Raw genomic sequence first — 19579 nt, forward strand, 5'->3', positions numbered from 1 at the left:
TCCATGGAAAAATCGATAAAAAAATATTTTGCTCTTTTTGCATTACCGACCATAATAGCCTTTGGAATTGCCTTTGTGATCCCTTTTCTTTTGGGTATATATTTGTCTTTTACAGAGTTTACTACAGTCAATGATGCAACATGGATAGGGTTTGGCAATTACGCTAAAGCTTTTTCGAATCAAGAGTTTCTAAATGCATTAGGTTTCACCGTTAAATTCACAGTTTTATCTGTTCTTACTATTAATGTGTTCGCCTTCATCTTGGCGATGTTATTAACTAGAAAGCTAAAAGGAACCAACGTATTTAGAACGATCTTCTTTATGCCTAACTTGATAGGCGGTATCGTATTAGGATACATCTGGCAGTTGATTTTTAATGGGATTTTGTACAAATTTGGTGTCACTTTGACCTCTGATGCAACGTATGGATTTTGGGGACTAATCGTTCTTATGAATTGGCAATTGATAGGGTACATGATGATTATCTATGTTGCAGGTATTCAGAATGTTCCTAAAGATATAGTAGAAGCCGCAAGAATTGATGGAGCTTCACGTTCTAAGATTTTGCGTAATGTGACTATTCCACTCGTAATGCCGTCCATTACTATTTGTTTATTCTTAACCTTATCTAATTCATTTAAATTGTTTGACCAGAACTTAGCGTTGACCGCTGGTGCTCCTTCTAAGCAGACCTCCATGTTAGCACTGGACATCTACAATACATTCTACGGAAAATCAGGATGGGAAGGTGTCGGTCAAGCGAAAGCCGTCGTATTCTTTGCTTTAGTAGCCTTAATCGCCTTAATACAACTTGTCATTACTAGAAGAAAGGAGGTTGAGAACTAATGCAAAAGACTAGAGCAAAAGATTACTCTATATTCACCATTTTGTTGGTCTTGGCCATTGCGTTCTTATCTCCTATTTTTATTGTTCTGATGAACTCCTTCAAGGGTAAGTTCTACATTAGTGATACGCCGTTCTTATTCCCTAATGAGACTACGTTTGTTGGTTTAAAGAACTATACTAGTGGTGTAGCAAAGATTGATTTCTTCAGTGCCTTCGGAATGTCCTTGTTTATTACGGTATGCTCGGTGGCTGTGATCGTGTTATTTACTTCCATGACTGCATGGTACATTACCCGGGTGAAGTCCAAATTCACAGGCATGATGTATTATGCGTTTGTATTCTCGATGATCGTGCCTTTCCAAATGGTTATGTTCACAATGACTAAGACTGCAAACGTGCTGCATCTCGACAATCCGATTGGGATTATCTTAATCTATTTAGGGTTTGGATCAGGGCTATCTGTGTTTATGTTTAGCGGATTTGTGAAGTCTATCCCGCTTGAGGTTGAAGAAGCGGTAATGATTGATGGCTGTAATCCACCTCAGGCCTTCTTTAAAGTGGTATTGCCCATCCTGAAACCTATTGCTGTAACTGTAGCTATCCTTAATGTAATGTGGGTATGGAACGACTTCCTATTGCCAGACCTGCTGATTGGTACAGAGTATAAAACGATTCCTATTGCGATCCAGTACCTAAAAGGTGGATACGGATCGATTGACATGGGAGCTATGATGGCGATGCTGGTCTTAGCTATTGTGCCAATCATCATTTTCTACCTGACTTGTCAAAAGTACATCATCGAAGGTGTCGTTGCAGGTGCGGTTAAGGGTTAAGCTTGATCTACCTCGTTAAATAAATTAATATTCATGTAAGAAGCGAGTAGGGTGTTTTTCTTGGTGGGTGACCATCAGGAATCCCCTGCTTTCTTATTTTGACTATGAAGTTGAATAAGGATTAAGGAGTTTGATAGATACTAACAAGTAAAGGATAGATAGAAATGGAGAGACTGACTATTATAGACATCGCCAAATTATGCGGTGTTGGCGTGACTACTGTATCAAGGGCTATTAACAATCATCCGGATATTAATGAAGAAACAAAAGCGATGGTTATGAGGGTTATCAAAGAAAATCATTATGTCCCGAACAACAGTGCAAGAAATTTAAAACGTTCTGATTCGAAAACGATTGCAGTATTGATTAAAGGGATATCCAATCCATTTTTTAGCCCGATGATCAAAGTGTTCGAAAAAGAGATTCAACGCAAGAAATACTCCTTCATCCTACAGCGAGTTGATGAGAATCAAGATGAGATCGAAGTGGCGATTGAGCTGGAGAAAGAAAAAAGGCTAAAGGGAATTGTCTTTTTAGGAGGGCTATTCTCACACTCTCAAGAGAAATTACAGCAATTAACGGTTCCATTTGTCCTTAGTACGATCGGAATGACGGAAGAGTTTGATTTGAGCGACTATTCTTCTGTATCTGTCGATGACTTTAATGAGAGCTATAAGATTGTGGACTATTTATGTAATCTGGGGCATGAGAAAATCGCAGTCATTACTGCACCAGAAGAAGATGTAAGTATCGGTAAGTTAAGATATGAAGGTTATAAAAGGGCTTTAGCTGATCATGGAATCGCTTATAATGAGCGGCTAGTGCGGCGGATGAAAGAGGATATCGACAGTTACAGTATGGAAAATGGGTATGCGGTTACAAAAGAATTGCTAGAGTTAGGTGAAGAGTTCACCGCTATTTTTACCTTATCAGATAGTATGGCTATCGGCGCCTGTAAGGCAATATTTGAAGCGGGCAAGCAAGTCCCGGAAGATTACTCTGTGGCTGGTTATGACGGATTGGATATTTCCTTCTATTATAATCCTTCTATTACTACCATCAAACAGCCGGTAGTGGAGATTGCGGAAGCTACGATTAAGATTCTTTTTGATCTCATCAATAAGAAGGTTAAGCATGCGCATCAGATTTTCCCGGCAGAATTAATAGTTAGAGAATCTACAAGGTCTTTATTGTAGTTTCAACAAGTGAGTATGTTTAAGTTTATTTACGAATCGGGGTGGGGAGATAGAACCGCAAGAGATTAAACCTAACGATATCAACAGCATCACACGGTTTCTCACCGCATTTGGTGATCCTACTCGGATTCGGATTGTTACGTTATTAGGGAATAAAGGTCGGCTGAATGTTGGGGAAATTGCAGGTGAATTCGAAATAAGCAGGCCAGCGATTTCACATCATCTCAAAATCCTACGGGATGCCCGCATTGTTGACCATAAAAAGAGAGGCCAGGAAGTCTATTACTGGCTGGCGCGTGAACGGCTAGCAACAAACTTTAGGGCGCTTGCTGATTTGGCAATGTCGTTTAATCATGGGGACTAAGCCATCTCAAGGGAATGGTTCAGTCCCATTTTAGGATAACCAGGCATTTACCATATCGGAGACGGGTTTATAGATAAATATCATCCATCCCAATGGGTTAGAGACCGAAATATGTAACGCATTAATAAGACTGAAGAAAGTTCCCAGCAACAGAAGAAATGAGAAAACCCACATCTCCTTGATTAATTTTTTCCTCCACATCAGGGGAACTTCAATGGCTGCTATAACGGCTACAACTATGAGAATCACTACTATACCCAATATTCACAACCTCCCAAACCATCTAGTTTCGAGATATTAAGTCTTTGCTCAGTGCTCTTCTGAACATTACTGCAATTTCGCTGTAATAAGTGTAATTTGGTTAACACTCGATACTCTTTCAATTTTAATAGTTGGGCACCTTGCGATGTTATACATGGTTTTGTGACTCCAATTTATCACTTCGTCTCTTCTAGGAAAGAGTTAGTCACTTTCCCTAACAGGCGAATCTTAATATCCATCTTTACGCTTATTGGAAGGTTAACAAAGGTCTCATCCCAATTGTTTCGCAGTTTCTTCCACGCCTGCGGGTTAGAACGATGGATGATTTCACCGAATCCAAAAATATCGCTTTTGTATTCATTCTGTACCTTTTTAATAGTAGTTTTGAATAAATTCTGGACTTTTTTATTGGCGATTTGTTCTAATTCGGTGATAGTTTTTGTGTCTGTCAGTTCAAGATTTCTACACTGAACCTCTCCTATATCTGATTCTATATGTTGCTCAATACTGATTTCTGGTTTGTCATTATGGATGCTGCCTTTCATTTTGGAACGGGCTTCAAATACATCAAGCGAAACCTTTTTACCTTCGGGACATTGGATATAGAAAACAGTACTCTCTACTTTATTGGTTAAATAGTTATACACTTTTGATTCCTCAGGATTTAGCCAACCAATCAATTTGTCTTCCTTGAATATGGCCAATCCGGAGTATTTCAATTCTGTTGGAGAGTCTACCGTTTCAACATTATTCGGAGTTTCTCCTACATCTACACTCCCCTCGATGACAACACCTGTTAAGACTGGATTCTTACCCTTACTGACAAGTTCTGTAATTAGGGTTCCTAATGTCACAGTAGATGTAGGTGCCCAATTTTTCTCCGAGCTTTCCAGACTGGAAAACAATCGCACGGCAGGAATCTTTTCAAGACTGGTTAATATTTTCAACGCATCTTCTGCCTTTGCATCCTTTGCTACCACTATAAAATAATCATTTCGCGTATCAGTGTCTCTTGACATGAAATCAAGAACATCGTTGATTCCCTCTTTAGCCAAATCCTCGCCAAGGACTAGGATCCGTAAATGAGAGATATAAATTTTACGTGGGCTAACGGTTGTGATTTTTCTAAGGGCTTCATATACAGTATTTCCTGTCGCTTTATAAAGGTTGACGGGTGCTTGAGGAGAGCCTCCCTTGGAGCCAGCGATTTGACTGGGTAAGACCACTTGTGCAGAAACTTGATATTGATCTCCAATTTTATCGATCCCTATTCCTACAGCAATCGCAAGATCATTTAATTCTCGGCGGCTCCAGCAACCTGTTACAAATATTTGCATGAGAATAAGAACACAAATCAGAAGCGATCTTCGTTTCATGGTTTAATCCTCCGTTAGATCTTTCGGTATTCATGTCTCCCAGCCCATCTTTAGCTTCGAGATTTTAAGCCTTTGTCCAGTGCCCTTCGAAACATTCCCACACCTAACAACACCAAAGGTAGAAATAACCCGAAGGTTATAACATAGTACACCCAATAATTATCGAATACTTTGTTGTAATAGGTGTAATTTGGCGCAATAAGAGGTGCTAGTGTAACCAAAATTAATCCTGTGGGTAGAGTTAGCACCCGGTACTCTTTTAGTTTGAATAATTGAGACAACCCCAGAACGAAAGCATAGAAGTATAAGGTAACTTCTATAAACAAGGTTAACATCCAAAGTAGTGCTATCATGGCTTCCACCCGCTCGAAGAAACCACCAACGGATATGCGCCTTGCAATGTTATAACTGGGATAGATATCCCTGGTTGTCAGATCTGGACCTAGCACTAATATGGAAATAGTAACCGTCAGGAAGATAATAATACCGCCTAAGAAACAGCCTTGTAGTAAGCCTTTGGTTATCTTTTGTTGTTGGTTTACATAAGGGAGAAACATTAGAAAAACAACCGGTTCTATAAAGGTGTAAGCCGTAATGGAAATAGACCCTCTCAACACTGGTTTTATGCCATCCTCCAATATGGGCAGTAATCTGACAATCTCCATCTGAGGAATAATTGCGACCGTCAGAATCAGAAATAGGGTAATAATCATAGGTGTAAAGATCTCTCCAGCTCGTCCTATGACTTCAATACCTAGTCGTGTAGCCATAATCACGATCACCATGAATAAGATTAAAACAGCCGGAATAGGGGTTCTCGGTAATATTTCGGATGTAACGAACTCACTGAGTTCTCGCATACTTCCAACGGTGACGATAAGAAAATACATTAAGGTCAAGAGTGATAGAATAGTCCCAATCCATTTTCCAAAAGCCTTTTGAATCGCCTCAATAAGCGTTAGTTTGGGGTACAACTTTACGAACTTGCTGTACATATAGATGGCTAATAAACCTACGATCATACCAATTAATGCGGAAATCCAGGCATTTTGTCTGGCGTAGTGTGAAGTGGAGGGAGGGATTACGAGAATGGAATCCCCGATCGTAAGGAACATAACCAGTATGGTAAGCTGGCGAGTACTTATTTTACCTTTTTCGAGCATGGCTTTCTTCACTCCAATTTATCACTTCATAGGTCAAGGTTTCAGGGGCTATTCCTCCGTGAGATCTCCCGGTTTCTCCGGTGGTGTACTCTTTTCCCGAACGATATTTTTTTTATTGATAAGTCTAGGGCGGGTAAACATAGCCCAATGCGGCATTCGGAAAAAGGTGTCCTTTTGATCGGCGAGATTATAGGGAGCAAACGGGCTCAAATAAGGAATTCCAAAGGAACGTAAGCTGCACATGTGAAGAACTATCGCAATAACGCCGATAATGATCCCAAACAATCCAAAGGATGCAGCAAGGAACATCATTGGGAAACGGAGCATTCTGATGGTCAGGGCAAGATCGAAGGATGGCAGCACAAAGCTGGAGATAGCAGTAATAGCGACGACAATAAGCATGGCAGCAGAAACAATGCCGGCATCAACTGCCGCAGTCCCAATCACTAGGGTGCCTACAATGGATACAGATTGGGCTATGGTTTGAGGCATTCGTACACTCGCTTCTCGTATAATCTCAAAGGCAAGCTCCATTAAGAGTGCTTCAATAAATGCTGGAAGCGGCACGCCCTCCCGTTGTGCGGCTAGACTGATCAGCAGGGTTGTGGGCAGCATCTCCTGATGAAAGGTAGTAATAGCTACATACAAAGATGGGGCAAGTAGTGAAATGAAAATACTGAAGTATCGAAGCATTCGTACTAAGGTGCTAACATCGGCACGTTGATAATAATCTTCCGCCGTCTGCATGAAGGAAACAAATAAGGTAGGCACCGTCATTACTATAGGTGTCCCATCTACTAATATGGCTACTTTTCCTTCCATAAGAGCAGCTGCTATAACGTCAGGGCGTTCCGTATGATGGATCGTTGGAAATGGGGTATAGGTTTCATCCTCGATTAATTCTTCGATATAGCCACTTTCCAGGATCCCGTCAATGTCGATCCGATCTAAACGTGAGTGGACTTCTTGCAGAATCTCATCACTAACAATGCCATTGATATACATGAGGGCTACGTCTGTCTGTGTTACACGTCCAATTTGCTGTGTTTCTAACCAAAGATTGGGGTCTTTTATTTTCCGCCGGATTAATGCGGTATTCGTGCGTAAGCTTTCTGTGAAGGCTTCCTTAGGTCCACGAATCACCGTTTCAGTGGCACTTTCCGTTACGCCACGGTCTTTCCAGTCACGCATGCCTATGGTGAACCCTTTGGTATATCCATTGAGTAAGAGGATCACATCTCCGGATAATAGAGAGGTGAATAAAGAATTGAACTCCGTCGCATCTTTAATATCCCCTACAGTGAGCATGTGATCTTTTAATAATTGATAGTTGGCTGTTTGTGTATCAAGACTTGGATCTGGAAGTTCTAAGATTAGTGATTCCAGAATGAAATCCTGAATAGCTTTACTATCCGCCAATCCATCTGTATAGAAAATAGCTGCTTTGATCTGGTGTTTGGAACCAATAAAGAATTCTCTAATCACGAGATCTGTACTATTGCCGAGTGTTGTTTTTATATATTGAATATTATCTTGAAGTTTTTCTTTAATGGGTTCCTTGGGTAATTCTTTAGTGGGGTTAGGGTGCCCTAATGAAGGGTTCTTAAAAACTTTTGTTATTGTTCTGTTCAGAAATCCCATAGTTGTTATCCCTCTTCCGCTGGTGCTGTAAATATAGCTATTACCAGAATGAGGTGGGATTATTCTGAACCATGGATGGGTCAACGCATATCAAAAAAGCCGCAGAGAGATTCTCTGCAGCTAGCTAGAAGCGCTTAATTAAGACTTTAAGACGTCCAATCGTTATATAGATGCTTCTCCGTTAGGATGGACAACAACTGAATACCAACCTCATTATGGCCACCTTCAGGGATGATCAGGTCAGCGTATTTTTTGGATGGTTCGATAAAAGCTTCATGCATGGGTTTAACTGTACTCAAATATTGATGATGGATCGACTGGATGCTCCGTCCACGTTCTTCAATATCTCTAAGGACCCGGCGGAGAATGCGTACATCAGGATCGGCATCCACGAATACCTTGATGTCGAGCATTTCACGGAGATTCTCGTCAGAAAGGACGTGGAGTCCCTCGATGATTACAATATTGTTTGGCTTCAGTTCTACCGTCTCTGTAGTGGAGCGGGCATGGACTGTAAAGTCATACACGGGAGCGAATGCGGTCTGTTCTTCGCGCAGAGATTTAAGATGCTCAATGAGCAGCTCGTTATCGAAAGCGAAAGGATGATCGTAATTAATGGATTCACGTTCAGCAAAGCTGAGATGTGAGTGATCCTTATAGTAGTTATCTTGAGATATGAAAGTTACCTTTCCCGTTCCAAGACGGTCAATGACGGAGCGGGCTACGGTTGTTTTTCCCGAGCCGGTGCCGCCGGCGATACCAATAATGAGCATGTGATTCAATAACCCTCCCTAAGATTGCCGTTGCAATTCCAATATTGTAGCACAGCGCTCATGTTTTTTCACCTTAGATCGGGTAAAATTAAGATGGGATTTTTGGAAATTCGTCTATATTAGGGACAAGGCAAATCCGGAAGGGGTTATCCAACGAATGAACGGAAAAAAAACCGTACAAGAGGCTTTTAATGAAACGGCCTATCGAATCGCAGGGAATGGGAATAGAGATGTGCAAGTGTTGAAGGAAGCCTTGGCAGCCGTAGAGAACAGTACGGCATCTGATATTTATGGAACGGGCGAAGTGATTGAAGATTTCCAGACGAAAATGGCGAATATCCTGGGCAAAGAAACCGCGGTTTTCTTTCCGAGCGGAACGATGGCGCAGCAAATCGCTTTAAGAATTTGGTGCGATGAAAAAGAGGTGAAAAAAGTAGCCTATCATCCCTTATGTCACTTGGAGATCCATGAGCAGGATGGCCTGAAGGAATTACATCATATTGAGCCTATCTTGCTTGCGGACAAGAACCGATTAATCACTTTGGAGGATGTGGCGAACCTAAAGGAGGATATCGCCTGTCTGTTGCTGGAATTACCCCAGCGCGAGATTGGTGGTCAGCTGCCAGAGTACACGGAGCTTGAAGCTATTTCTGCTCATTGCCGTGCACGCGGCATTAAATTGCATTTGGATGGGGCAAGATTATTTGAGATCCTCCCGTATTACGGGAAGTCAGCAGCTGAAATCTCTGCACTCTTTGATAGTGTGTATATATCCTTTTATAAAGGAATTGGAGGAATCGCTGGGGCAATTCTTGCAGGCAGTGAAGATTTTACGAAGCAATCAAAGATATGGAAACGGCGGCATGGTGGAGACTTAATCAGCTTATATCCGTACATCATTTCTTCTGATTATTATTACCAGCAAAGAGAAGGCAACATGCAGCAGTATTATGAAGGTGCAAAGGAGCTTGCTGCTTGGGTTAATCAATGTCACGACGTAACCACTCTGCCCGCTCAACCTGTCTCCAATATGTTTCACATGCATTTTCAAATGTCTAAGGAACAAATTGAACCGATTCTGTCAGCGGTGTATGAGGCGACAGGAATCGGTTTAAGCGCGGGTATAAGAGCTACCGGGGAACATGCTTCTTATTGTGAGATCAGCATTGGAGACAAGTATGCCGACATCCCAAAAGAAAAGCTTAAAGATTTTTTTCTGCTGCTCGATAAGCTAATGAGCGAATCATCTGCCGAGTAGCGTGCGGAGTAAGGAGATTCGTAATAGTTGTTTTTTAATAAGCTTCATGCGAAACTCATTTTTTAATTGATTGTAGATCAGCGGGCAATGGTTAAGCGCCCAATGGTACATGAATTTAAAGTCTGTAGCGTCTTTTGCAGAATTTAATAAATAGTATGAGATCGTATCGTAAGCATTGTGGTTGAACCATTCCGTCATTTCCTGTGCGTTATATCCATATTTCTGCACGGCCATATTCTTAATGAGTTTCTTTTCTTCCAGATTCTCAATTAAAAATCCTTGGCTCAGATTAAAGGTGATATTGTTCCCGTGTATTCTGTACACGCCGGCAATCACATCAATGAAGCCCGCATCACCTACCAGCAGGGAACGCAAATAGATGGAAGCATCGTTGACCATATTCATATCTAGGATATCCATAGCCATTAAGGCCTCTCGTTTAAAGACAGTAGTTAAAGTAGAGGCGGGTTTTGGATATCCTTTTTTCTCGAAATTCATGAAATAATCGCGTTTCTTAATAATGCTGCTAAGCTGCAGATTGGAGATTTTTAGTTGTTTGGCTTTGGAATACTCCAGAAACACATTCGCAGCTACAAATGATATTTCGGGATGAAGGAGATGGAAGCGGACAGCTTTACTGAAATAATTCATGTCGATCAGATAATCATCATCATCGAGAAAAAGAACATATTCCCCATCACCATGTGCAGCGAAAGCTTTTCGGCGATTATTTCCAGGTCCGCTATTGGTAGCATTGCGCATGTAAATGACCCGTGGCTCCGCCCCAAAGTGTTGCTGCATTAACTCTTCCGTGCCATCTGTAGAACAATCATCAATCACTGTAATCTCTTTATTGGGATAGTCCTGCATTAAGATACTTTGGATCGCTTGGTATAGGAATGCTTTTCTATTATAGGTGGTGATAATGACACTGATCTTGGGAGAATCGGATAAGGATTGGACTGCTGGGTAGGAAATTTCCGTATCCGAAATGCGGCTTTCCATTTTAACCAACCCCTGAATTAAACCTGCGATATCACTGGCAACAATGTTGAATTGTTCAGACAGATAGAATTTTAAAGTATCCTCTGAAGCCCTCCCCGTGAGAAAGGCATGAATAACCTCAGATAAGGTTTCCAGATAAGGTTTGATTTGTACATTTTGTTCTTGATCTATGATCTGGCGGCATCTTTGCAATAGTTCTGTATCCTCTATTTGGATGGTGGGTGAATGGTTTATTTCATCATTTAGGTCGTTTAGAAAGACGTAACAGGCTTGCTGCAAAACCTCGCTATGATCCATTTCCAGTCCTCCTGTTGTGTTATTTGGATAAACCACTTACCTCAGGCTGAGCGTTAATTTTATTTTTGAGTTTGTATCGATACTTTTTGAGATGTTCCCATGTATAGAGGAAGACTTCCCGTTCCATTAAAGAGCCGATTACAAAATATACAGGCAAGATCACTAGTCCTAGAAGTACACCCCAGATCATAAGCCCCAGATAGGAATGGATCGGGATGTCGATGGCAGTTGTGATGAGAATAATGCCTACAAAAACTACTGCATTCGTAAGCCATCTTCTAAAAGTGACCCATGGACTGCGGTCCAGCAAATGTTTGCTGGCATAGATCACAATATCTATGGAGCGGTATAGGAGGGCAACTATCGTTCCCATCAGTACACCGTAAATTCCCATGAAGATTACGAAGACAACAGAAGCCACCAGATTAATGGCGGATTCCAGAATGGAACGGTTTTGTGTTTTTTTGAAATGTCCAGCGATGGTAATCACATTATTGGAAGACGTTCTGGCATTGGTTAATAATTTGATGACTACGAACAAGACCGGCAGCCACATATCAATGTAATTCACGTCGTTTACCCCAGCGGTATACAATTTCATAAAGGGTAAAATCAAAATGTAAGCCACCGTTAAAATCGAGAAGATAAGCCCCATAAAATACACTTCGTAAGCATCATAAAATTTAATAAATGCTTCTTTACTCTCATGGTAGCTTTGCCCGAGGGCAGCCTTCACACTTCCGTTTATGGTCTGGACGATATTATCCACGATCGTAAAAATCATATTGTACATAACATAGATACTGACGATTTTTAGATTCGTAAAGATGGTTAATATAAGTACGTCAGTATTTCTAAACACCAAATAGGAGATTTCATGGACTAATACGGAATTCTTTTGACCAATGGCTTCATAGTCTGGTTTAAGATTCAGGTTGATCCACTTGTAATTCTTATTCATATAAATATAGAAAGCGATGATTTGAAGTAAAGTTAAGATAAAATAGGAAGCTTGAACCGCAATAATGTCCACACCTTGCAGTAATAACAGAATCCGGATCAGGCTGTTCATAATATTAGCCACAGTGACAATGGAAGTCTCTACATAGCTTTTTCCCTCCGCAGCGAGCAGGACCTTGAATTTCCCCTGAAAATAATAATTGATTGCTCCGCCCATCCCCGTAAGCAAAATAATGACCATAATCGATAATTTATCGATCTCAGACGAGATCACTAGCGGGTACACGATGGCGAGTAGCAGTACGGCGAAGAAATAGTAAATACCTGTTTTTTTATAATAGCTGGAGGTGGCAGCCAGAATAGAGTTGATATTGTTTTTATTATCCGAAGCTACCGGCTTGTAAAGTGCTTGGATCGAGGCCGCCCCAACACCTGCTTCCAGCAGCGCCAAATAACTAATAATCTGCACAATCGAAGCGATCAACCCATTGGCCTCAGAGCCATAGTTGACCATTATCAGTCTGGGTATAAAAAAACCGAGGATAATCGTGATGAGTTGACTTCCCAGTCCAAAGGATAAGTTAAGAATGCTCCGCTTGGCTTTCATAACGAATCCCCCTTTCGTAAAGCGGTAAATACGTATCTAGATGCTCGAAATGTCTTTCGGCTTGTTTTGCTTGCAGTGTGACATCCATAGAGCAGGTGATCATACTTTCAAAAATCTGTGCAGGCTGGACCTGTTCCAGCGTGTTGAAATCGGCATACAGACCTGTGAATCCAACATCTTCCATTACATTGACCATTTTTTTGCTGTAGGCTACAGGGAATACCGGTTTATTAAATACCCAGCCCAGAATCATTGCATGGAATCTTGAAGCCACAATAGAACTGGCATTAGCTAACACGGACAACACTTCTTCCATGTTCGTTTTATATAAATGCACTTGAATAGCATCCTTGTAGGAGGGACCGATAAGGCGCTGAATCTCTTCAATCGCCAGTTGATCGCCTTCGTGTTCGCAAAATGACATGAAATGAACCGCGTAACCTTTTTCAATGAAATAAATTGCGAGTTCTTTCATTTTTTCATAATAGAGGTTGTCAAAACCGTTCAGACCTTTCGCAGAAGGTTTAATAACGGATAAGACGATGTAATCCTCCGGTTCGTTTGGAATATCTGGCGGGTCTAGCTGAAAAATAATATCTGGGGCTAAGCGGACATTATCCAGATCCTTAAATAAATCATAAGAGTACTGTTCTCTGAAACATATATCTGTATAATCCTTGAAAATCCGCTTGTGCTCATCATAGTATTCTTGATTTGTAAAAGGGCCAAAATTAGATCCTAACAGATAGTAAGGCTTATTTTGATTACGAATGACTTCTGCATTCTTGAAATGCTCTGCCCAGTGGTCTGCTTCCATGAAAATTGAGCCGCCGATATGAACGACGCCATCTGAGTGATCTGCCAGATATTTGTGAGCCACATTATGTATCTTTAGCTTCCTGCAAATATAGCCAATGCCTCTTAGAAGAAGGGAATCGGAAGGATACACTTTGAGGTTAGGGAGCTCTTTGAAACATTGTTTATAGAGGCGTGGTGCGCAAATTCTGAATTTGGTATCCGGATATCTTTCGCACAGCACCTTAATGAATAGATCATCGCCCAGATTAAATTCGGTATAGGCGTATATCAGCATCTTTTTCATATTCTAGATTCCTTTCGGGTTCCGTTCCCTTTAAGTAGGTTGCGCTTGAACCTGGATAAGCCTCTCTCCACAGAGATGAATCTGTGATATAGAAGCGGGGAGATTAAAAATGTTCTGATATAAAGGGTTAATCTGCGATTATCTCCTCTATAACGTCTTATGAGTTCATCCATTTCTTGATTGAGCTTGGGATAGGTATGGTTGATGTCACGAAGTAATTCCTGAATGCTTACCCCTTCCGTACCATTTAGACAGGTTTTGAGGTTGAAAAAGTAGTTCTCGATCAGCTCCCGGTTCATTAACAAAGGTGAGATCGTATCTAGTTCAGCAAAGGGATAGGTTTTGAAATATTCATCCACCCTTTTGAAAGCATCCACTACATCGAATTTATTCACGTTATAGCTGTTGGAGATGGAGGAGTTTCTCTGTAAATAAAATGATAGTATATCCGGGATTGAGATGACTCTGGCCGCTCTGGACAAGGCTTTGTAGATGAACTCTTGATCCTCTCCATTCACACAGCGTTCTGTATAACCTAACCCGTGGAGAAGTAAGAATTCTCGCTTATAAGCGATACTCCCTGTCCATATTCGCAAGCTTTTGTTCACGAAAATCCGCGCCAGTGCTTCGCTTCCCGTCACGTCGCTGAAATCAGAGGTACAGCTTAATAGAGTTTCTCTGCCTTCTGAGACATGATTATAACCCCAGCAAATAATCTCGGGTTGTTCATCTTGAGTATAAGAATGAATGGTTGAGACCAAGTCTGCGGAGACATAATCATCTCCATCGACAAAAAGAACATAATTACCTGTGGCTTCAGCTAAACCCCTATTTCTAGCCGCGCTTACTCCATGATTCTCCGTTCGAATGACTTTACAGAAAAGGGCGGGATTACGCGAAAGAATCTTTTCTATAACGTTGTAAGTGTTATCCGTAGAACCATCATCTACGATGATGACTTCGAAATGCGGATCGCTTTGGTCAAGCAGTGAATTAAACATAGGGGTTATATACTGCTCTATATTGTATACCGGGATCACAAGGCTTAGATTCATGGGCTCGCTCCTTTCCTGTGGAAAACTGGATGATAAGCTATCTTAAGCTTACCCCTCGTATGAAAAGATTGTATATACTACTTTAGTTTACTTATTGCTGGCTCTACTCGTTGTAGCATCATGTGAATAATAGTTATTACAATATGTAAAATGAAAATATTATGGTTTGGTTTAACATAGATAGAAAGCCAACAAAATGCTCGAAGCGGAGGGATCTGGGATGCAGCTGCAAAAAATATTCGTGAACGGTGAGAGACTGAAGAATACAATCGAGGCATTTGCCGATTATGGGCGTACAGATAAAAATGGCGTGACCCGATTATCGCTGACGGAAGAGGATCTTAAAGTTCGGGATTATTTTCGTGCCTGTTGTGAAGAGCTCGGAATGTCTGTGAAGATGGATGATATGGGGACGATGTATGCCACACTGGCAGGCGAAACTTCCGGGCTTCCGATTGTGATTGGCTCGCATATGGATACTGTGAAAAAAGGGGGCAGATTCGATGGCGTCCTGGGGGTTATCGCGGGTCTAGAGGTGGTGCGGACGCTTGTAGATTACGGGATTAAGCCGAAGGTTCCGGTGACGATTATGAATTTTACGAATGAAGAGGGGGCACGTTTTGAGCCATCGATGATGGCCTCTGGTGTGTTGTCCGGAAAGTTTGATAAAAGTGTTATGTTGAACAAAAAAGATCCAGCAGGCATCACCTTTGGTGAAGCGCTGGAGAAGAGTGGATATAAGGGAGAAATGAGCAATCGTATCACCGAAGCCACCGCTTATTTGGAGCTTCATATCGAGCAAGGGCCTGTTCTTGAAAAAGAGGAGCTGACGATTGGGCTGGTTGACTGTGTAGTTGGTATGGCCTGTTACGAGATTGAGGTGACGGGAGAATCCGATCATGCGGGCACAACCCCTATGGCGATGCGCAAAGATGCTTTGTTTGCTGCTACAGATCTGATTATTGAGCTGCGGAGCAAGATGGGGGCGCTCGATTCCGAGCTTGTGTATACGATGGGCAGAATGAATGTGCTTCCTAATATCCATACCGTCATTCCCAATAAAGTGATTTTCACCATTGAAGCCAGACATAAAGAGATGGAGATTGTGCGTGAAGTGGAAGCCATTGTCAACGGTTTGCCAGAGCAACTGCTGGATTGTGAAGTAAGCAAGACTAAGCTTTGGGGCCGAGATACGGTGTGGTTTGATCAGAATGTGTGTGATTTGGTGGAGCAAGCGGCTCAAACCTTGGGTTATTCCAGTCGAAAGATCGCAAGTGGTGCAGGGCATGACGCACAATTCGTAGCCAGCTTTCTGCCATCCGCAATGGTGTTCGTGCCTAGCGTGAAGGGTAAAAGCCATTGTGAAGAGGAACTAACCTCTTATGAAGACTGCGAAAAAGGGGTAAATGTAGTGTTAGAAACAGTGATGTTGTTATTATCAAGATAGGTAATGTCACTTAATATAACAGCATGCGATAAGGTAGTCGCTTTAATTTCATACAAAATCGTCAAAAAGGCACTCTATAGGGTGTCTTTTTTTATGAGATAATAAAGATGGTTGTGTTGAGTACCAAAATGGTTAAAGATTAATGGGCAGTTAAGTCTGATCCTTTGTGTAAAAACACAATCATGGTAGATAATATTTTAATTTTTTAACAAAATGGGAATGCTAATCATATGTTATCATTCTTTACATAAGGGATCTACATTAGATGGGAGAGATGAATGATGATTATCGGAGTACCTAAAGAAATTAAAAACAATGAAAATCGTGTTGCCATAACCCCTGCGGGTGTAGTTAGTTTAATTACTGAAGGTCATCAAGTGCTCGTAGAAGCTGGAGCCGGTGTGGGCAGCGGATTTCCTAACGAAGAGTATGTCTCTGCCGGAGCACAATTGATTGAGGATGCAGCAAAGGTCTGGAGCTCTGCTGAAATGGTGATGAAGGTAAAAGAACCATTAGCAACTGAGTACCCCTATTTCCGTCCAGGCCTTATTCTATTTACGTATCTTCATCTTGCTCCAGAGCCTGCCTTGGCTGCTGCGCTAAAAGACAAAGGCGTCTTTGCGATCGGATATGAGACGGTTGTTCATGGACGCACCTTGCCGCTGTTAACACCGATGAGCGAAGTAGCTGGCCGGATGTCCGTCCAATTGGGCGCGCAGTTCCTGCAAAAGAACTACGGCGGACAAGGTATTCTTCTTTCCGGAGTTCCTGGCGTTAGTCGAGGTAAAGTGAGTATTATTGGCGGCGGTGTAGTAGGTACTAATGCAGCTAAGATGGCTATTGGCTTAGGCGCAGATGTTACGATAGTTGACCTCAGCGCGGAGAGACTACGTCAATTAGATGATATTTTTGGAGCACAGATTAATACGTTGATCTCTAACCCTTATAATATTGCCAAAGCAGTGGCTGAAGCGGATCTGCTGGTAGGTGCCGTGTTAATTCCGGGTGCTAAAGCACCGAAGCTGGTTACTGAAGAAATGGTCAAGACCATGAAGCCGGGATCAGTGATCGTTGACGTGGCCATTGACCAAGGTGGCATTGTAGAAACCATCGACAGAGTGACGACACATGATAATCCCGTGTTTGTGAAACACGGCGTGCTGCATTATTCCGTGGCTAATATGCCAGGCGCTGTTCCTAAGACCTCAACTATTGCCTTAACAAATGTTACAGTTCCATATGCCCTGCAAATTGCCAATAAAGGTGTGATCAAGGCGATTCAGGATAATGACGGCTTAAGAAGCGGCGTGAATGTAGCCAATGGCAGAATCACCTGCCTAGCTGTTGCCGAAGCGTTGGGTGAGACACCTTATTCGGTTGAGCAAGCCATGGAGCAGACATTCACATTGATCTAAAATAGACACGTTCCATAATGGAATGAGCCAAACAGCAAGCTCTCTGCGGGGAGCTTGCTGTTTGGCGTTTCTTGCGGTGGAGACCGGGTGGAAGTTGGTCAGTACGGCGTTAAAGTAAATAGATTGCGTTTCAGTGTAATTAGATGCAGTAGATGTTTGCTCGTGCGGTGCTATGGTGGATAGATTACGTAGTGAAGTTGGATGGATAGGGTGAAAGCTTTGATGAGAGATGTTTTAGGGAAATTCTCCCTAAAAAAACGCGAAAATAGCTTAAAAATGCTGTTATTAGGGAATTCCTCCCTAAAAAACGAGGAATACGCCTGTTTATACGCAAAACAGAAGAAAATCAGGGAGGATTTCCCCAATTATGATCATGTGATGCTTAAAGTGCAGAATATTAGGGAGGATTTCCCCAATTATTTAAAACACAGAATTTCCGGGGGATGTTCCCTAAAAACCATCTATAATATTCGTAAACACCAACAACTATTAAACCTTACCAAATACCCCGACAAAACTCCCCACACCCCCCAACAAAACCCCCACCAATCATCCCCGTCCCAAACACCTTCCTCAACAAGCCGATCTCGCCCCTCACCTAAACCAGCTATTTATCTTATAGTCAGCTAGGGGGATGCATACTATAATGAAATCACTCTAGAGTACAGGATTTGGTTATTCTTCAGGTGGGAGTGAAGCTAGTGACAGATAAGGATCCATTATTTGATCGTTTCTTCGACAGTATGGAATCATTGGCGGATACGATAAGTGAATCGCTACAGTCTCAAGTTACCATCGAGGACAGCAATCATCATGTGATTGGCTACAGCTCGCATGAATTTGAGAGTGACTCCGCGCGGATTTCAACGATTATCGGGAAGCGTGTACCTAACGCTGTGATTATTGGCTTGCGCAAAAAAGGGATTATGCAGCAGCTGGAGAGCGCGGCACATCCCATTCGAATTCCTGCAGTGCTGGAGGTGGGACTTGGTCCCCGGCTGGCCATTTGTATTAAACATCAAAAGGAAATTCTCGGGTACATATGGGTAGTAGATACAGGCAACCTGGTAGAAGGGCATGCCGAAAATATCGTTGAGAAGGCGGCAGGTATCGTAGGCCGTTATTTACTTAAGCAGCGAGGTTGGAAAACGAAGCAGGACAAAACGCATGAGGACTTTTTCTGGAAGCTGATTACCTCCCACTACGACAACGAAGCAAATATTAAAAAGGATGCGGAATTTTGGTCCATTCTTTTGCCGGAAAAATATTATATTAGCGTGTTTGAAAGTGACAAGGTAATCGATGATCATTTAATACTCCGGTTTCGGCAGGTTATGGCATCTTATTCCGGACTGCAATTACTATTTCTGACGGCTGAGCATAATCGGCTGATTATTTTGTTTTCCTTCAGCTTTGTGATCGAGGGGGCGGGTGGATTATCTTCATTCCTGCATAAAACAATGGAGGATATGTATAAGAGTGAAGGCTGCACACTGGCTGCTGGCTGTAGTCTCGATTACACTGAATATATGTCCGCGGCTATTGCCTATTGGGAAGCGGTGTCCATTGTGGAGATCAAAAAGCTGCTGCCTTTTCATGGGCGGGAGCTGCTATTGTACGAGGAGATTGGATTTTGGGCATATATACCGGCTATTATGGAGCAAAAGCGCAGTCGAATTCGTAAAAGCCCGTTGCTATATCCGCTAAAAGAACATGATCGCGAGCATAAAAGTGATTTTCTCAAAACCATCGCTGTCTATTTATCATTAAGCGGCAATTTAAAGGAATCCGCGGCTTTTTTACATATACACACTAATACATTGCTTTATAGATTAAACCGAATTGCAGAGATTACGGGCAAAAGCTTGAAGGATACGGGTTATCGCACTTCTATTTTCCTGGATATTTTGACGGAAGAGACACGGCAGCTTAACCAGTGGTTCGTGGATGCCAGGGAATCATGAGAATTAAGCACCAACC

The 19579-nt window shown here is 42.0% G+C and carries 17 protein-coding genes; 8 read left to right on the forward strand and 9 right to left on the reverse strand.

Translation table 11 applies throughout. The features are described from left to right. The first annotated feature begins 3 nt into the window (after positions 1–3). The 4 genes from MHB37_RS01250 (at position 4) to MHB37_RS01265 (ending at position 3239) form a co-directional block, all read left to right on the forward strand. A complete protein-coding gene (locus tag MHB37_RS01250; protein WP_036687240.1) occupies positions 4–846 on the forward strand; it encodes a carbohydrate ABC transporter permease in 843 nt (280 codons plus the stop codon). Further along, positions 846–1679: a carbohydrate ABC transporter permease gene (locus tag MHB37_RS01255; protein ID WP_036687243.1), complete on the forward strand. Its 834-nt coding sequence runs from the start codon at positions 846–848 to the stop codon at positions 1677–1679. Before MHB37_RS01250 ends, MHB37_RS01255 begins: the two co-directional genes overlap by 1 nt. 164 nt (positions 1680–1843) lie before the next feature. After that, complete coding sequence (locus tag MHB37_RS01260) at positions 1844–2875, forward strand: LacI family DNA-binding transcriptional regulator (RefSeq protein WP_076126967.1); 1032 nt, start codon at positions 1844–1846, stop codon at positions 2873–2875. A gap of 88 nt (positions 2876–2963) precedes the next feature. Further along, a complete protein-coding gene (locus MHB37_RS01265; protein ID WP_370511611.1) occupies positions 2964–3239 on the forward strand; it encodes an ArsR/SmtB family transcription factor in 276 nt (91 codons plus the stop codon). A 30-nt stretch (positions 3240–3269) separates the two neighbouring features. On the opposite strand, the gene MHB37_RS01270 is transcribed toward MHB37_RS01265, so the two are convergent. From MHB37_RS01270 to udk, 5 genes are all read right to left on the reverse strand, one after another. Beyond that, complete coding sequence (locus MHB37_RS01270; protein WP_254847760.1) at positions 3270–3500, reverse strand: hypothetical protein; 231 nt, start codon at positions 3498–3500, stop codon at positions 3270–3272. Between the two features lie 176 nt (positions 3501–3676). Beyond that, the gene (locus tag MHB37_RS01275; RefSeq protein ID WP_405168863.1) at positions 3677–4876 is read right to left on the reverse strand and encodes a Ger(x)C family spore germination protein; all 1200 of its coding nucleotides are present in this window, start codon (positions 4874–4876) and stop codon (positions 3677–3679) included. Positions 4877–4926: 50 nt separating this feature from the next. Then, on the reverse strand, positions 4927–6039 hold the full coding sequence (locus MHB37_RS01280; RefSeq protein WP_076192563.1) for an endospore germination permease: 1113 nt from the start codon (positions 6037–6039) through the stop codon (positions 4927–4929). 48 nt (positions 6040–6087) lie between these two features. Further along, the gene (locus MHB37_RS01285) at positions 6088–7680 is read right to left on the reverse strand and encodes a spore germination protein (RefSeq protein WP_076192561.1); all 1593 of its coding nucleotides are present in this window, start codon (positions 7678–7680) and stop codon (positions 6088–6090) included. A gap of 146 nt (positions 7681–7826) precedes the next feature. After that, positions 7827–8453, reverse strand: coding sequence for a uridine kinase (gene udk, locus MHB37_RS01290; RefSeq protein WP_036687251.1), 627 nt, complete (start codon positions 8451–8453; stop codon positions 7827–7829). Positions 8454–8610: 157 nt separating this feature from the next. On the opposite strand from udk, the gene MHB37_RS01295 reads away from it, so the two are divergent. Continuing rightward, positions 8611–9711: a low specificity L-threonine aldolase gene (locus MHB37_RS01295; RefSeq protein ID WP_076279948.1), complete on the forward strand. Its 1101-nt coding sequence runs from the start codon at positions 8611–8613 to the stop codon at positions 9709–9711. Here MHB37_RS01295 and MHB37_RS01300 read toward each other — a convergent pair. From MHB37_RS01300 to MHB37_RS01315, 4 genes are read right to left on the reverse strand one after another with little or no spacing between them, the layout of a single operon-like run. Then, positions 9697–11013, reverse strand: a complete 1317-nt coding sequence (locus MHB37_RS01300) for a glycosyltransferase family A protein (RefSeq protein WP_076279949.1) — start codon at positions 11011–11013, stop codon at positions 9697–9699. The genes MHB37_RS01295 and MHB37_RS01300 overlap by 15 nt on opposite strands. A gap of 19 nt (positions 11014–11032) precedes the next feature. After that, positions 11033–12580, reverse strand: coding sequence for a sugar isomerase (locus MHB37_RS01305; RefSeq protein ID WP_076126979.1), 1548 nt, complete (start codon positions 12578–12580; stop codon positions 11033–11035). Then, on the reverse strand, positions 12555–13682 hold the full coding sequence (locus tag MHB37_RS01310; RefSeq protein ID WP_076126981.1) for a polysaccharide pyruvyl transferase family protein: 1128 nt from the start codon (positions 13680–13682) through the stop codon (positions 12555–12557). The genes MHB37_RS01305 and MHB37_RS01310 overlap by 26 nt, the downstream gene beginning before the upstream one ends. Beyond that, positions 13679–14737 (reverse strand): glycosyltransferase family A protein, encoded by a 1059-nt coding sequence (locus tag MHB37_RS01315; protein WP_076126983.1) that lies wholly within the window; start codon positions 14735–14737, stop codon positions 13679–13681. Before MHB37_RS01315 ends, MHB37_RS01310 begins: the two co-directional genes overlap by 4 nt. A gap of 220 nt (positions 14738–14957) precedes the next feature. Here MHB37_RS01315 and MHB37_RS01320 point away from each other — a divergent pair, with 220 nt between their 5' ends. The 3 genes from MHB37_RS01320 (at position 14958) to MHB37_RS01330 (ending at position 19563) form a co-directional block, all read left to right on the forward strand. Further along, positions 14958–16184, forward strand: coding sequence for a Zn-dependent hydrolase (locus tag MHB37_RS01320; protein WP_076308744.1), 1227 nt, complete (start codon positions 14958–14960; stop codon positions 16182–16184). Positions 16185–16465: 281 nt separating this feature from the next. Then, positions 16466–17599, forward strand: a complete 1134-nt coding sequence (gene ald / locus MHB37_RS01325) for an alanine dehydrogenase (protein WP_076308745.1) — start codon at positions 16466–16468, stop codon at positions 17597–17599. A gap of 701 nt (positions 17600–18300) precedes the next feature. Beyond that, entirely contained in the window at positions 18301–19563 is a 1263-nt protein-coding gene (locus MHB37_RS01330) for a CdaR family transcriptional regulator (protein ID WP_076275928.1), read from the forward strand. Positions 19564–19579: the final 16 nt, after the last annotated feature.

This window comes from Paenibacillus sp. FSL H3-0286, assembly GCF_045040705.1.
Taxonomy (GTDB): domain Bacteria; phylum Bacillota; class Bacilli; order Paenibacillales; family Paenibacillaceae; genus Paenibacillus_AQ; species Paenibacillus_AQ odorifer.